14 protein-coding genes and 1 riboswitch are annotated in these 15,255 nt (G+C 38.8%); of the genes, 7 read left to right on the forward strand and 7 right to left on the reverse strand.

The window, feature by feature from the left end; genetic code table 11:
* Positions 1 to 137: 137 nt before the first annotated feature.
* A complete protein-coding gene (locus JBW_RS09075; protein ID WP_007953137.1) occupies positions 138 to 1,565 on the reverse strand; it encodes an amino acid permease in 1,428 nt (475 codons plus the stop codon).
* A gap of 87 nt (positions 1,566 to 1,652) precedes the next feature.
* Positions 1,653 to 1,832: riboswitch (Lysine riboswitch) on the reverse strand.
* Positions 1,833 to 1,983: 151 nt separating this feature from the next.
* Here JBW_RS09075 and JBW_RS09080 point away from each other — a divergent pair.
* Positions 1,984 to 3,081 (forward strand): sugar diacid recognition domain-containing protein, encoded by a 1,098-nt coding sequence (locus JBW_RS09080; protein WP_007953138.1) that lies wholly within the window; start codon positions 1,984 to 1,986, stop codon positions 3,079 to 3,081.
* Positions 3,082 to 3,288: 207 nt separating this feature from the next.
* Positions 3,289 to 4,962 carry a ribonuclease J gene (locus tag JBW_RS09085; protein ID WP_007953139.1) on the forward strand — a complete coding sequence of 558 codons (1,674 nt, stop codon included), beginning with the start codon at positions 3,289 to 3,291 and terminating at the stop codon, positions 4,960 to 4,962.
* 142 nt (positions 4,963 to 5,104) lie between these two features.
* On the opposite strand, the gene JBW_RS25280 is transcribed toward JBW_RS09085, so the two are convergent.
* The 5 genes from JBW_RS25280 to JBW_RS09110 all read right to left on the reverse strand — a co-directional run bounded on the left by JBW_RS25280 (position 5,105) and on the right by JBW_RS09110 (position 10,484).
* Entirely contained in the window at positions 5,105 to 5,977 is an 873-nt protein-coding gene (locus tag JBW_RS25280) for an IS3 family transposase (RefSeq protein WP_200897034.1), read from the reverse strand.
* A 20-nt stretch (positions 5,978 to 5,997) separates the two neighbouring features.
* The gene (locus tag JBW_RS25285; protein ID WP_007955602.1) at positions 5,998 to 6,684 is read right to left on the reverse strand and encodes a helix-turn-helix domain-containing protein; all 687 of its coding nucleotides are present in this window, start codon (positions 6,682 to 6,684) and stop codon (positions 5,998 to 6,000) included.
* Positions 6,685 to 6,875: 191 nt separating this feature from the next.
* Entirely contained in the window at positions 6,876 to 8,195 is a 1,320-nt protein-coding gene (locus tag JBW_RS09100; RefSeq protein ID WP_007953364.1) for a (Fe-S)-binding protein, read from the reverse strand.
* 1 nt (position 8,196) lies between these two features.
* A complete protein-coding gene (locus tag JBW_RS09105) occupies positions 8,197 to 9,579 on the reverse strand; it encodes an FAD-binding oxidoreductase (RefSeq protein WP_007953363.1) in 1,383 nt (460 codons plus the stop codon).
* Between the two features lie 197 nt (positions 9,580 to 9,776).
* Positions 9,777 to 10,484 (reverse strand): response regulator transcription factor, encoded by a 708-nt coding sequence (locus tag JBW_RS09110; protein WP_007953361.1) that lies wholly within the window; start codon positions 10,482 to 10,484, stop codon positions 9,777 to 9,779.
* Between the two features lie 237 nt (positions 10,485 to 10,721).
* On the opposite strand from JBW_RS09110, the gene sdaAB reads away from it, so the two are divergent.
* From sdaAB to JBW_RS09125, 3 genes are all read left to right on the forward strand, one after another.
* Complete coding sequence (gene sdaAB, locus JBW_RS09115) at positions 10,722 to 11,384, forward strand: L-serine ammonia-lyase, iron-sulfur-dependent subunit beta (protein ID WP_007953359.1); 663 nt, start codon at positions 10,722 to 10,724, stop codon at positions 11,382 to 11,384.
* A 28-nt stretch (positions 11,385 to 11,412) separates the two neighbouring features.
* Positions 11,413 to 12,303 (forward strand): L-serine ammonia-lyase, iron-sulfur-dependent, subunit alpha, encoded by an 891-nt coding sequence (gene sdaAA / locus JBW_RS09120; protein ID WP_007953357.1) that lies wholly within the window; start codon positions 11,413 to 11,415, stop codon positions 12,301 to 12,303.
* A 139-nt stretch (positions 12,304 to 12,442) separates the two neighbouring features.
* On the forward strand, positions 12,443 to 12,826 hold the full coding sequence (locus tag JBW_RS09125) for a RidA family protein (RefSeq protein ID WP_007953356.1): 384 nt from the start codon (positions 12,443 to 12,445) through the stop codon (positions 12,824 to 12,826).
* A gap of 101 nt (positions 12,827 to 12,927) precedes the next feature.
* On the opposite strand, the gene lgt is transcribed toward JBW_RS09125, so the two are convergent.
* Entirely contained in the window at positions 12,928 to 13,731 is an 804-nt protein-coding gene (gene lgt / locus JBW_RS09130) for a prolipoprotein diacylglyceryl transferase (RefSeq protein WP_007953354.1), read from the reverse strand.
* A gap of 113 nt (positions 13,732 to 13,844) precedes the next feature.
* On the opposite strand from lgt, the gene JBW_RS09135 reads away from it, so the two are divergent.
* Both JBW_RS09135 and JBW_RS09140 read left to right on the forward strand, forming a co-directional pair.
* The gene (locus JBW_RS09135; RefSeq protein ID WP_007953352.1) at positions 13,845 to 14,372 is read left to right on the forward strand and encodes a TlpA family protein disulfide reductase; all 528 of its coding nucleotides are present in this window, start codon (positions 13,845 to 13,847) and stop codon (positions 14,370 to 14,372) included.
* Positions 14,373 to 14,382: 10 nt separating this feature from the next.
* Positions 14,383 to 15,108, forward strand: coding sequence for a cytochrome c biogenesis CcdA family protein (locus tag JBW_RS09140; RefSeq protein WP_007953350.1), 726 nt, complete (start codon positions 14,383 to 14,385; stop codon positions 15,106 to 15,108).
* Positions 15,109 to 15,255 lie beyond the last annotated feature (147 nt).

Raw genomic sequence — 15,255 nt, forward strand, 5'->3', positions numbered from 1 at the left:
TACGGGTGCACTTCCATAGTAAGTTTTGCCTTTCGATACACACTTATCTCAAGATATGTAATGAAAAAGTGGTGACCTCATAGCAGAGACCACCACTTTTTACTATACTAAATTTTTAAAAAACGCGTCAAGGTTTTTTAGCCCATTTTTTCTTTAATTTTAGCTGCGCTAACTTTCTTGTCCAAGAATAAAATATAGTATAAATAGACACCTAATAATGCAGGAAGACCTGTATATAAAACAATTCGTTGGGATTCATCAAAATACAAGCTACATATGACCCCAAGGTTCAATACTAAAGCTAATATTGGAACCAGAGGATAAAAGGGAGTCCGAAATTTTAGCTGCTCTATTTTGCCGCCTAGACGGAAAAATTCTCTACGGAAGTTGAGCTGACACCAGGCAATAATAACCCAGATCAGGCAGCCAGTCAGTCCTGTACTAGACATAAGCCACAGGTACACTGTATCGGCAGCATATTCACTAGTGAGTAAAGACATACACGCTAAGATAACAGTAATATAAACCCCATTGACAGGAACACCGCGAGAATTTAATGTACCTAAACATTTTGGTGCTAAGCCTTCTTTAGACATAGACCAAAGAAGGCGAGAGCAGGCATATAAGGCTGAATTGCCTGCAGATAAAGCTGAAGTCATAACAACGAAACTCATAATATCCTTAGCTAAAGGGAAACCTAAGATGCCGAATACATGAGCAAAAGGACTTTCTAAAACACTGGCTTCTTGCCAAGGGATAATACCTGCCAGTACGATCATTGCCAACACATAGAAAAAAATAATCCGAAAGGTAATACCTTTAATAACACGAGGGACATTTTTACTGGCATCTTGGCATTCGCCGGCTGCGATACCGACAAGTTCAGCACCTTGGAAAGAATATACTACAGCAATCATAGTTAAAAATACAGCTTGAAATCCATTAGGAAATAAACCTGCTTCCGTATTAAAGTTGGATAAGCCAACAATAGGGACGGAATGACTGGAAAAGCCAAAGAGCAAACCTGCACCTGCGACAATAAATGCTAAAATAGCAGTTACTTTAATACTGGCAAACCAAAATTCAGCTTCGCCATAAGCCCTTACAGAAATGATGTTTAGTAAAGCAAGCATAATAGCAAAAAAACCGCACCATATCCAAATAGCAATTTGCGGAAACCAATTGTGCATGATAATACCCGCAGCAGTAAAGTCGGCAGCAATACAAATAGCCCAATTCAGCCAATACAGCCAGCCGGTAGTGAAGCCAGCACCAGGAGAAATAAAACGTGAAGCATAACTTTGGAAAGAACCAGAAACAGGCATGGCTGATGTGAGTTCTCCTAAGCAAAGCAGTACTAGATACATGATAAAACCGCCGGTTAGATATGCAAGAACAGCACCTAAGGGACCTGCTTGATTAAGAGTTTGACCCGATCCTAGAAAGAGCCCGGTACCAATTGTACCACCAATGGATATCATCATGAGATGCCGTGAGTTCATGCCGCGTTTGAGTCCTTCTTTTTCAGGACATAAATCTTTAAGGTTCACTGTAGAATTTGACATATTTGACCTCCTATTCGATTTAAAATAAAAATGGCTGTGATCTATCTCACAACCAAAAAATTTACTCCAAAGAATAAACTAACGCTTGCGTGAGATAGCACTTCATCTAAATGAATCTTTTAGATGACAGTCTTGTACTTATTTAATACAAGCCCAACAACAAGAAAAATGGCATTTCCTTTTGTTTCGGCAATTATTCCTTTCTATATAGTTCATTGCTGCCAGCTCACTATATATACTGATAATATTTGCGCCTCTATAATCACAACATATTTAATTTCTTGCTTATTTTAATCAATATCGGATTAGTTGTCAATCATTAGATTCGTATTAGAAACCTTTACTATAGGAAAGTAACGAGTCTTTACAAAAGGGAATAAAAGAATGTATGTTAAAAGTCATTGCGGAGGATTAAATTATGAACAATACATATGGACGGATGGATGCAGAATTTGCTCAATCCTTAGTTGATATCGTTGCTGCTGAATTAAATAAAAATGTAAATATCCTTGATGATCAAGGTGTGATTATTGCATCTTTTAGTAGAGAGAGGATTGGGCAAGTACATGAATCAGGGGCTAGAATGCTTAGCGCTGGAGTTGTAAAAGAATTTTATGTCACAAAAGAAGAGGAATGCTATCTAAAGGGTATGCGGCAAGGCTATAATGTACCCATTATGTTTGAGAACCGATGTATCGGGGTAATCGGTGTTACAGGGGATCAAAAAACTGCAGGACCTTATGCCCGATTAGCAGCACGCTTTGTAGAGGCCAATGTGCAGTCGAATGCCCAGCAGGAAAAGTTAGTAAGAGCATTACAAGAAAAAGAAGAATTACGTTCTGTATTTTTAAATAAAATTATCACAGTACAAGAAGAAGAGCGTAAAAGAATTTCCCGCGAGCTGCATGATGAAACAAGTCAATCTCTTACCTCGATTATTGTAAGTTTGCGTATGTTGGCTGAGCAGGTACAAAGCAGTGAAGATAAAGAAAAAATATTAAACATACGTGACCTTGCTGTTATAACTCTAGAAGCGGTTCACCATATTGCAGTTGAACTGCGCCCTGTATTATTAGATGATTTAGGACTAGTTGCTGCAGCTAAAAAGTATATAGAAAATTATGCTAAGCAATATGAAATTTCTTTACATATCGATTTTAGTAATTTGTCTAGAGAGCGATTTTCACCAGAAGTTGAGATTACGTTATACCGAATTTTGCAAGAGGCGTTAACGAATATTGTGAAGCATTCGCAGGCAACGGAGGTTTGGGTATCATTAAATAAAAGACAGGACAAACTTATGTTAATGATCCAGGATAATGGTGTAGGATTTGATACGAAAATGGTTAAAAATACTCATAGCCGTACTTGTTTAGGAATCTACGGCATAGGTGAACGGGTAGCCTTAGTAGAAGGAACCTTTACGATTACGTCTGTTATTGGTCAAGGAACTAAACTTTCTGTAGAAATTCCTTTGGGAGAAAATTGGAGACACTCTAATTTGGCTCAATTATGAGTAAATATTATCTGCTAAATGAGGGAATGCTTGTATATTGTAGAAAGATCAAGTACAATGTAGGTAATGGGTTGTGAGCGGATATTTTCATTTATGAACATTTGGATGAAGTCAGCCATTTTTTTATCTTGGTGGGGTGACTTACGGAACGTCTATTGGTGAAAACAAAGTTAAATATACAAACTCAAATAATGGAGGTATTTTTTTTTGGAAAAACAAAATAAGCTCGCTATTATTCCACTGGGTGGATTGGGCGAAATAGGGAAAAACATGACGGTTATTCAATATGAGGATGATATTGTCATACTTGATTCTGGGCTGGCATTCCCAGAGGATGATATGTTAGGGATTGATTTAGTGATACCCGATATATCCTATCTTCTTGAAAACCAGGATAAGATAAGGGCAGTTGTCATTACTCATGGTCATGAAGATCACATTGGATCTTTATCTTATTTACTCAAACAGATTGATGTACCTGTCTATGGTACGCGCCTTGCAATGGGACTGGCTGAGTGTCGCTTGAAGGAAAATAATGTGGCAAATTATAAATTGATTTCCATAAAGCCAGGAGATCAGATAACATTTGGTAAAATTCAAGTGGGATTTATGCGGGTGAGCCATTCTATTCCTGATTCTGTAGGGATGTATTTTAAAACCCCAGTTGGTACTATTGTCCATACTGGCGATTTTAAAATTGATTATACACCAGTTGATGGTAAGGTAATGGATCTTCATAAGTTTGCTGAACTGGGCGATGAAGGCGTAATGGTTTTAATGTCCGACAGCACGAATGCGGAAAGGCCTGGTTTTACGAAGTCAGAGCGTCAGGTGGGTCTTGCCCTTGATGAAGCTTTTAATGCAGCAAAAGGGCGAATTCTTCTGGCAACCTTTGCATCTAATGTTCTAAGGGTGCAGCAAGCGATTACTTCTGCTTGTAAATATGGCCGAAAAGTGGCAATTATTGGACGAAGTATGATCAATGTTGTAAATATTGCTACAGAGCTTGGATACTTAACAGTGCCTGAAGGTGTGTTAATTGATATTGATGAAATTAAAAATTACCCAGGCAATCAAATTTTAATTTTGTCAACAGGAAGTCAAGGAGAGCCTATGTCAGCCTTGACACGTATGGCAATGAATGATCATCGAAAAGTTGAAATATATCCTAGTGACACCGTTATTATTTCTGCTTCACCGATTCCAGGAAATGAAAAATCAGTATCAAAGACCATTGATGCTCTGCTGCGCTTAGGAGCGGAAGTTATTCACGAACGTTCTGCTGGTATTCATGTTTCTGGACATGCTAGCCAAGAAGAATTGAAATTGATGCTGACTTTGGTGCGACCTCAATATTTCATTCCAGTCCATGGGGAGTATCGAATGTTAATGAGCCATGGAAAGCTTGCTCAAGACTTGGGCGTTGCCAAAGAGAATATTTTTATTGGCAGTAATGGACAGGTATTTGAGTTTAGCAAAGATGCCAGCACTATAACAGGAAAATTGGCTGGTAAGGTAACCTCAGGTAAAGTATTTGTTGATGGTTTAGGTGTAGGTGATGTGGGTAATATTGTTATGAGAGATCGAAGTAAATTATCTCAGGATGGTGTACTTATTGTTGTAATAACCATGGACAAAGAAAGTGGTTGTGTTGTGGCTGGACCGGATCTCGTTTCTCGGGGATTTGTTTATGTGCGAGAGTCGGGGCAATTAATGGTTGAAGCCAAACAAAAAGTCAAACAGGTTTTGGCTAATTGTGAAGCGAATAAAGTGATAGAATGGGCATCGATAAAAGGCGGCGTACGGGATGCTTTAAGTAAATTTGTGTATGAGAAGACTCGCCGCAGTCCTATGATTTTACCCATTATTATGGAAGTATAACAAAATGTTGTTAAGGCATTGTAATTATCAATAAAGAAGGGGCTGTCGCACCAGTGGTGTGCTATGGTGTGCTACCCGTCAAGAGGACAATAAAAAATAATAAATTTTTCTATCGCCAGCCTGATAACGGTTGGCGATATTTTTATGCTGCCAATCTATAATGATTATGGTATGCCATTGGTGTCATTACATTTAACTTGCGTTGCAGACGTCGATTATTGTAGTAATCTATGTAATCAGTTATAGCCTCCACTAGATTATCTCTATTAGTGAAACGATGACCATAATACATTTCTCGTTTCAAAATTCCCCAAAATCCTTCCATTGGTCCATTGTCAATGCAATGGGCTACTCTGGACATACTTTGCTTCATGTGATGATCTTTTAAACGCATATGGAATTGAGCACTTGTATATTGATAACCACGGTCGCTGTGGAACAGCGGATGAGCCTCCGGTTCCAAACGAACAGCTTCATCAAAAGTATCCATAACCAATGGATTATCGTTATGATTACTAATTTTAAAGGCTACAATTCTGCGGTCGTATAAATCCAGGATGGCACTCAGATATATCTTGTGAACTTCAATACCGATATAATATTTGAATTCAGAAACATCCGTAAGCCATTTTTCATTAGGCATATCAGCGTGGAATTCACGGTTTAAATAGTTTTTTGCGATGTGGTCCGGATTTCGAGCAGATCTGGTACAACTTTTTGGTCTCCATTTAATGGTGGATTGAATTCCTTTGTTTCTGCAAATACGAAGAACGCGTTTATCGTTCACAACAATTTTGTAATTTACATCCAGCTCATCACGAATACGGCGGTATCCCATATCTGGATGTTGTTTATGGATAGTATATATTTCTTCCGAAATACGTTCATTCTTAATTTCACTATCACTCTTTGGATGATTGAGCCAACGATAATAAGCAGAGCGCGTGATTTTAAGATATTTACATAATTTTTTTGTTGGATAGCCTTTGGTTGAAGATAATTCCTTGATAGCTATATAGGCTGTAAGGTACTGTACTAAAGATAGTGATCCCTCCTCTCCAGTTCCCTGACTTTTTTTAACAGATCATTCTCCATTTGTAGATCGGTGTTCATTCGTTCCAACTCTGCAATCTTATCCCGTAGCTCTTCTTCTGGACTACGACTTGGCTGCGAACCAACACGGTGACCACGTCTGTCTTCAAGTCCAGCCCTTCCCATATCTTCATACTTTTTGACCCAGTTTCGAATCTGTTGATAAGAACAATTGTATTTGCTTGCCATTGCTCCATAGTTTTTATCATTCATTAAACAATCCTTGACTACCTGTAATCGTTCTTCAGGAGTTGTTGTTCTTGCTTTTGTCATGTATGTACCTCCAGTGGATTCTTTAAGTATTCCACCAGAATTATACACCTTTATCCAATCACAAAGTTGCTTGTTAGAACGAATATCGTACTTTTGACAAATGTCACCAAGTGATCCTTTTCCACTCAGATAGTCATTAACCGCATTCATCTTTAACGTTTTTGAATAACTTCGGTTCTTGGTTTGATTAAGCAATCCGATAGGACCTTCTGCTTTATATATTCGCACCCATCTCTGCACACTTTGGTAGGCTACGTTTGCAATTCTTCCCGCTTGTCTAATGCCAATTTTGCCATTCAGGTATCGTTCAACAATTTTTACTTTTTCTACTGGATCAATCTTACTTTTTCTAGACATAGAAATACCCCCATATAGGACTTTTATATTTCAGTGTCCTATATAGGGGTAGCATATCACAGTGCGACAGCCTCTTTTGCTTAAGTTTTTTTAATCAATAGGATGTGAACCACAAGGCATAATGCCGTTGTGCGGGTCCCATCTCTGCCCTTTGCGTCTTTGTGGTTCAATTCATTTTAAAGTTTTTCGTATTACTTTTGATGACCCGCTTTGTAGGATCTGTCTAGGAGTTGGATGACATGAAGAGCATCCTGATTCATGTTGTTTTGGAATAGACCATCTGTCAAATGCATTCGGCAAGTTCCACAACTAGTTACTACTGTATCAGCATTAGTAGATGCAATGTCAGCAATTTTCTTATCATTAATCTTACGAGAAAGTTCGTAGTTGCCCAAGCTAAAGGAACCTCCTGAACCGCAGCAGCGATCAGGTGCTTTCATTTCGACAAAGTGTAAGCCAGGAATAGATTTTAGAACCTCCCGAGGCTGTTTAGTGACTTTAATGCCTCGTGCCATATGGCATGGATCATGCATTGTCACAGTAGCATTTACCGGACCTAGTTTTGTTTTATCAATTTTTACAATATCAATGAGAAATTCACTAATTTCATAGGTTTTCTTAGCAAGTTTTTCAGTCATAGCACTCATCTTTGGATCATCATGAAAAAGATGAGGAAATTCAATGCGGAAAGCTTCTGTACAGGAACCGCAAGCGGAGACAATGTAGTCAAAGTTGTAGCTGTCAAAAGTTTCGATATTGTGTTTGGCTAGTATTTTAGCAGAATCTACGTCGCCTGACATATACACTGGTGTGCCGCAGCAATGCTGCATACTAGGCATGGTTACTTCTATATTATTTTCTTTTAAAACATTGATGACGGATTGTCCAACATCAGTATAGATATAGTTGATTGTACAGCCAGTAAAAAATCCAACTCGCATTGTAGGTCGGTCAACTTTGATTACTTCAGGATATTGGCTTCTAAGGGGAGTGGAGGCAAAAGGAGCTGTTACCCTTTTATAGTCCATTCCTGGCATTGGAAAACGAGCTAAGGCTGCCATTTTACCAGGGATTTTCTTAAAAGATAATGGACCAAAGATACCTGCCATTCGTAGAGAAAAGTCAAATAGATGTCTATTTTTTAAGAGGGCAAAAACTTTTTTCTTAATAGGGTGCAGACCACGTGCTTTTACAGCAGCTTGGCGTCCGCGTAAGATTAATTCATCAGCTGGTACGCCACAAGGGCATTTGGCAGTACAAGCTTTGCACGAAACGCATTTGGACATAGCGGCATCAAAGGCAGCAGAAAGGGGAATTGAGCCTTTAAGGACTCCTTCCATTAATGATAATTTACCACGTGCTACCGCAGCTTCCTTACCAACTTCTTTATATACAGGGCAGACTTCCATGCAATTGCCGCATTTCATACAATTGGCAAGAGCATCTTGAAGGTCTGATAATAAAGCTTTATCTTGTTCATTTATATCCTTAGCTGTTATTTTTTCAGTCATATTAACACTCTCCCACTAATTTTCCTGGGTTTAAAATCAAGTTAGGATCAAGTGCGCGCTTGATTGATCTCATCGCATTCATGGTTACTAGGCCATGTTGCTGTTCCATCCATGGTAGTTTGCCGAGACCAATGCCATGTTCGCCACTTAATGTACCGCCTAGAGCAATTGCCGCTTTAAACATTTCATCCATAGCTTGGTAAACTCGTTCCATTTCTTCTGGAATACGAATGTCACACACAATTGTAGGATGCATATTACCATCGCCAGCATGACCGAAGGTACCGATTGTCACATTATGTCTTTTTGCAATGCTGCTTACTTCACGAAGGAAATCAGGTACTTTATTACGAGGTACAGTTGCATCTTCTACATAGGTGGTAGGACGAAGTTTAGCCAAAGCTGGCAAAGCAGCACGACGAGCAGCCCATAACTTATCGCGTTCAGCATCATCTTTAGCGATTTGTACCAAATCAGCATGATTTGCTTTAAGAGCTTCCATAACTTTTTCAGCTTCTTTTTCTACAACAATGGGGTTGCCATCGACTTCAATTAAAAGTACGGCTTCTGCATCTAGTGGCAGACCTACTTTAGCATAATCTTCTACGGTACGAATTGTAGCGTTATCCATAATTTCTAGAGTGGCAGGGATGATTTTTGCTGCAATAATAGCGGAAACTGCTTTGCCAGCATTATCAAGATCTTTAAAAATTGCCATCATAGCTTTTTTGGCTTCAGGCGCAGGGACCAGTTTGGAAATAATTTTAGTGATGACACATAAGGTGCCTTCTGATCCAGTAAAGAGTTTGGTCATATCATAACCAGAAACATCTTTAACATTTTTTCCGCCTGTATTCATAATATCCCCGTTTGCTAAGACAACTTCTAAACCCATAACATAATGTTTAGAAACGCCGTATTTTAGACCACGCAAACCGCCTGCATTTTCTGCTACCGTGCCGCCTAAGGTTGCAGTTGCCACAGTACCAGGATCAGGAGGATAAATAAGACCTAATGAAGCTATTTCTTTATTTAAGTCGGCCACAATAACACCGGGTTCTGCTACAGCTACTAGGTTTTCTAAATCAACTTCTAAAATTTTATTTAGGCGAGTCATTAATAATACAATGCCGCCTTTTGTAGGAACACAGCCTGCGCTAAGGTTAGTGCCTGATCCTCTGGTATATACTGGAATATGATTTTCGTTAGCCAGTTTTAAAATTTTAGAAGTTTCTGCAGTATTAGCTGGTGATACAACTGCATCTGGCATGTGAGCATGACCAGGTGTTGCATCATAGGAGTAACAGTATAAGTCCTCGACGCTTGTCAATACATTTTCTTCTCCAACAATCTCTTTCAACGCATTGATGTGGTGTTTTTCCATTTTCAATAACCCCTTTATCTTTTAATTGGAACCTTGATGATGAAATATAATACCTTCATTGTAACATGTTTGAAAAATACAAACTATTTGTATTTTCACTTAAATATGAAAAAAAGTAAATAAGGCATATACAGTAAAAACCTGTAGGGTTGCATCCTACAAAAGTGTAGGATGCAACCCTACATCATGATGACAGACTAAATGGTTATTAATTTATATTGAATTGCATAATTCACTAAATCAGATTTTTTATGGATATTTAATTTATTCATGATCCGTGAACGATAGGTGTCAATGGTTTTAGGACTAAGAGAAAGAGTATTGGCAATTTCGCTGTTCGTGTGTCCAAGAGCCAGAAAGCGAAGCACTTCACGCTCACGTACACTGAGCACTTTATATGGATGCTGCAGATCATAGGTATCAGAGTCGGTATAAAGTAAATTATTCAATAAGGATTGGGAGAGTTTTTCACTTAAATAACGTTTACCTTTATGGATCTTAATAATACTTTCGATTAATTCTGTATCTGCTGACTTTTTTAAGACATAGCTATTGGCTCCGGAACGCATGACTTCCTTAATATATTCTTCATCATCGTACATACTTAAAACCAGAATCGGACATGTTAGTCCTCGGGAGCGAATTTCTTTAATACAATCAATACCATTCATATCTGGCATTGACAAGTCAAGTATTAGAACATCAGGAACAAGAGATTTGACCAAGGAGATCGCTTCAATGCCATTTTCTGCTTCTCCTACTACTTCAAATTGAGGATCACTATTGAGCAGCGATTTTAATCCTGAACGTAAAACAGCGTGATCATCAGCTAAAATGATACGGATCTTATTTATAATGACACCCCCTATTTTAAAGTATAGAAGTTCTTGCTTATACTGTAACATATAAAAAAAAACACGTAAACCCAATTACATGTTTGATTGACCAAAGGGTAATTGGTTAAGGCGATTGCAAGGCAAAAGTATGTTGCTTAGAGGAAAGCGAATAGCATATTGTATACAATCCAGTTATAAGTGTTATTGTCCGCGGAGATTAAACATGTTAATATGATAATAGATGAACAGGTGAGTACATTCAGGAGTTTTTGAGTTACATGCATCTTGAAGGAGATGAAATTTTAAATGAATATTTTTGATGTAATTGGTCCAGTCATGATTGGTCCTTCCAGTTCTCATACAGCTGGTGCAGTGCGTTTAGGAAATTTAGCATTCGCTATTTTAGGAGAAGGCGTGAAAGAGGCTGTGATTGGCTTGCATGGTTCTTTTGCCCAAACGTATCGAGGACATGGTACCGATTTGGCTCTGGCAGCAGGTCTGCAGGGATGGGCAACGGATGATAGCCGTATTCCTAAATCTTTCGATTCAGCAAAAGAGGCAGAAATTGAAATCTCTTTTACCACTATTAACCTAGGTGATCTGTCTCATCCTAATTCTGTTAGGTTCTGGATGACGGGTGTGAATGGAAATAAGTGCACAGTAACGGGGGCCTCGATTGGTGGGGGGCGTGTTGTAGTTACGAATATAGATGATTTTCCTGTAGAATTTAGTGGTGACTTCCCCGCCATTTTGACAATGCACCGCGATCGTCCTGGTGCCATTGCTTTAGTTACAAGTATTTTATCTACACAAGGTGTGAATGTTGCGCAGATGAAGGTATTTCGTAAACAAAAAGGTGGTTTAGCGGCTATGATTGTTGAGACTGATCAACCAATTGACGATGCAGCATTTGAGGTCATTGGAAAGTTGCCTCATATACAATCGGTGCGCCGTATTCAGTTAGTATAAGATGGTAAAGTGATGAGGTGAAAAAAGTATGGAAGAAAAGTTATCTCTGCAAGAATGGATTGATCTAGCAGAAACAGAAAATAAAAGTTTTGGTGATTTTTGTATAGAATTCCAAGCAAAAGAGTTAGAGATGGACAAAAGAGTCTTATTAGAGCGTATGGAGGAAATGCTACATGTAATGGAGCAGTCGGTTGTGATTGGCCTTACAGGTATTACTTCTATGGGAGGACTGGTTGGTGGCAATGGAAAAAAAGTAGAGACTTACAGGGCCGAGTCCGCTGATAAGAGTGTTGTAGGCAGTGTGATGTCTAAAGCCATAATGATTGCCTTGGCTGTAGGAGAAGCGAATGCGTCCATGGGGCGTATTGTGGCTGCTCCTACGGCAGGTGCGAGCGGTACTTTGCCGGCTGTTTTATTTTCCTTGTCTGAAGCTCGTGGTTCTTCTATGGACGAGCTTGGGAAAGCTTTGATAGTAGCAGGTGCTATTGGCATGGTGATTGCCTCCAGAGCTTCTTTGTCGGGCGCGGCTGGTGGCTGTCAAGCTGAGTGCGGCTCGGCTGCCGCTATGGCAGCTGGTGCAGCTGTAGAACTATACGGAGGCAGTCCTGAGCAAGTAGGGCAAGCAGTCGCGATTACCTTAAAAAATATGTTGGGATTAGTTTGTGATCCGGTAGCCGGATTAGTGGAGGTACCTTGTGTAAAACGTAATGCAGGGGCCGCTGCTCAAGCGATGGTAGCTGCTGAAATGGCATTAGCTGGAATTTGCAGTGTCATACCTGTTGATGAAGTAATTGATGCTATGGCTGCAGTTGGGAATGCAATGTCTTGTACCTTGAAAGAAACCGCTCAAGGCGGGCTGGCTGTATCACCTACAGGAATTCTTCTAGCCAATAAGCTATTTGCCAAAGTGGAATCATAGTACATACAATCTATATATGCTGCGGATGTTGTAATTTTGAAATCTATTAAAAGTAATTTTTTAATCTGAATTTACAGGAGTTTTTTTCTTCACAACGAAAATAATAAGATATTAAAACCAAAATAAAAGGAGAATGAATATGAAGACTGTAGTTAATACTGATTTTGCTCCTCAAGCGATTGGACCTTATTCACAGGCAATTAAGGCCAATGGATTTTTATTTGTTTCAGGACAAATACCTTTAGATCCGATGACAGGACAGATTGTTTATGGTGGAATTGAATCACAAACCTATCAGGTACTAAATAATCTTAAGGCAATTTTAGAAAAAGAGGGACTGCTCTTTGAACATGTTGTAAAAACGAGTGTATTTTTAAAAGACATGGAAGATTTTGCTGCCATGAATAAAGTTTACGCAGAGTATTTTAAAACGGAGCCACCAGCTCGAGCATGCGTACAAGTTGGCAGATTGCCTCGTGATGTAAGTGTGGAAATTGAAGTAATTGCCGTCTACGAAAAGTAAAAAATACAGTCTCAAACCTTTCGGTTTTGAGGCTGTATTTTTTAAAAATTGTATATTTAATAGATTGATAAATGATCTAAATGTTATACTATAAATGATAATTATTTTTTCCCTTTTTGTTTTTTAGGCTCCGGAGGTTGTGACTTTTGTTTTAAACCGCACCATACAAAAAAGATACTGCCGATAATGATTATGGTAAGGCTGGTTAACTGAGCAGATTTTAAGCCTAGAAACAGTGTGCCATAGTCACCTCGTAAAAATTCCAAGAAAAAACGAGCGATAGAGTATAAAATGGCATAGAGAATAAACACCTGACCTTTAGCATGGTTGGTAGTGCGAAAGAGTAGTAACAGAACGAAAATGATGATGTCAATTTGTCCTTCCCAAATTTCAGCAGGCCAAAGAGGTTTATCTCCGTACACTTGATAAGCCAAGGTTGTTGCAGGATAGATAATACCAAAAGGACCACCTGTAGGATGTCCAAAAGCATCGCCATTTAATAAATTTGCCATGCGCCCAATGGATTGCCCCATGATGATTGCTGGAGCTACAATATCAGCAAAGGCCCAGGTATCAATGTGATGACGTTTCGTATAAATATATCCAGCAAGGAAACCGAAAAGGATGCCGCCTTGTATCGCCATTCCACCTTGCCAAACGAAAGGGATTTCTAATAGATGATGCTGGTAATAATCCCAATCAAAGAAAAAGACATCCCATAAGCGAGCGCCGACAATTCCAGATAAGCCGCCATAAATTCCTATATCCACAACATGTTCATGCCAGCGGCCATCTTGTTTTGCTAAAAAATATGCTGTGCCTGTTGCAAGAATAATACTTAAGCTAAGTATTAAGCCATAGGCTCGAATTGGAAAGTCGCCGATAAAAAAAAGATATTGGTGCATAAAGCCCTCCTAGTGTGGTTCTATTTTTGTACGTTCAGTTTGTGTCTATAGTATAACAAAATTTGGTTATTAAACAAATCATAAGATAATATTAATGAGATGAGGCAGATGCGATGAGAAAAAAACTGTTTATTACGTTGCTGGTACTTTTAGCCTTTGCAGGAGTTTGGTATGTTGGGTTCTTCGAGAAAGAGTCAACACCACAAACACAGCCACCAGATGGAAAAATTGATGTAAAAGTGGGAAAGAATTCACCATCTTTTACTCTTGATAGCTTGGCAGGCAATCAAGTTACTGTTGGGAAAACCGGCAGGATTACTGTCATTAATTTCTGGGCTACCTGGTGTCCACCTTGTTTAGAAGAAATGCCTGAATTAGAGAAGTTTGCTAAGAAAAATCAGCAAAAGGTACAATTTTATGCTGTTAACTTGCAGGAATCTCAAGAAAATGTAAGGGGTTTTATGAATAAGCATAATTATACCATGCCCGTCCTATTAGATAAAGATGGCATAGTTGCTAAACAATTTCAAATTACTGCAATCCCCACTACGATTATAGTGGATAAAAACGGTCTTATAAAGCATCGGCAATCTGGGGCGATGACCATGAATCAGCTAGATGGCATCATAAACAGTTTGTAGGGGAGATGACATGGATTATAATGAAGTTACTTTATTAACAGCTTTTATTGCCGGCATCATTTCGTTCTTATCTCCTTGCATACTACCCTTACTGCCTACGTATATGGCATTTCTGACAGGAGCAGAATCTGAAAAAATACATGATAATAAGCCTGTTAGCACATGGCCGTTTTTGCTGCGCATAAGTTGTTTTCTAAGTGGACTTAGCCTAGTATTTATAATGATGGGAGCTACGGCTTCTTATTTTGGACAGCTTTTTCTGGATTACCAAGACGCGATTCGCCAAATTGGTGCAATCTTCATGGTGATTATGGGAATTCATTTATTAGGAATTGTAAAGTTAGAATGGTTAGAACGGGAATATCGCCCGTTATTACAAAATACCTTCCAAGGACCGATTGGCGCATTTATTTTGGGGGTGGCTTTTACGGCAGGCTGGACTCCCTGCACGGGTCCAATTCTAGCTTCTATCTTAGTATATGCAAGTACCACCATCACTCTTAGTCAGGGGGCTTTCTTGCTGTTCATCTATTCATTAGGATTTTCAGTACCTTTTTTATTAATGGCTTTGTTCTTTAAAAACTATTTGTTCCGGATCAAAATCGTTATGAAATGGCTGCCGTATCTACAGGGTTTATCAGGAGTAATGATCATTATCATCGGTATAATGCTATATTTCAATCTAATTCAAAGGGTACTGGGCATCTTTTTAGGATTTGACGGATTTCAATTGTAGATGTAGAGTGATTGAATCCTGAATCTTAGCGCAGTTAGTCATCGGATAAAAGGAAAAAGCCATAGAGCATTTGCCCTAGTGGAAGGAATATTTACAAGAAGGTAGAAAAGATACACATAGATAGCGTGGGATTGAACAAAGGAAACG

This window comes from Pelosinus fermentans JBW45 (genome assembly GCF_000271665.2).
In the GTDB taxonomy this organism is placed as follows: Bacteria; Bacillota; Negativicutes; order DSM-13327; family DSM-13327; genus Pelosinus; species Pelosinus baikalensis.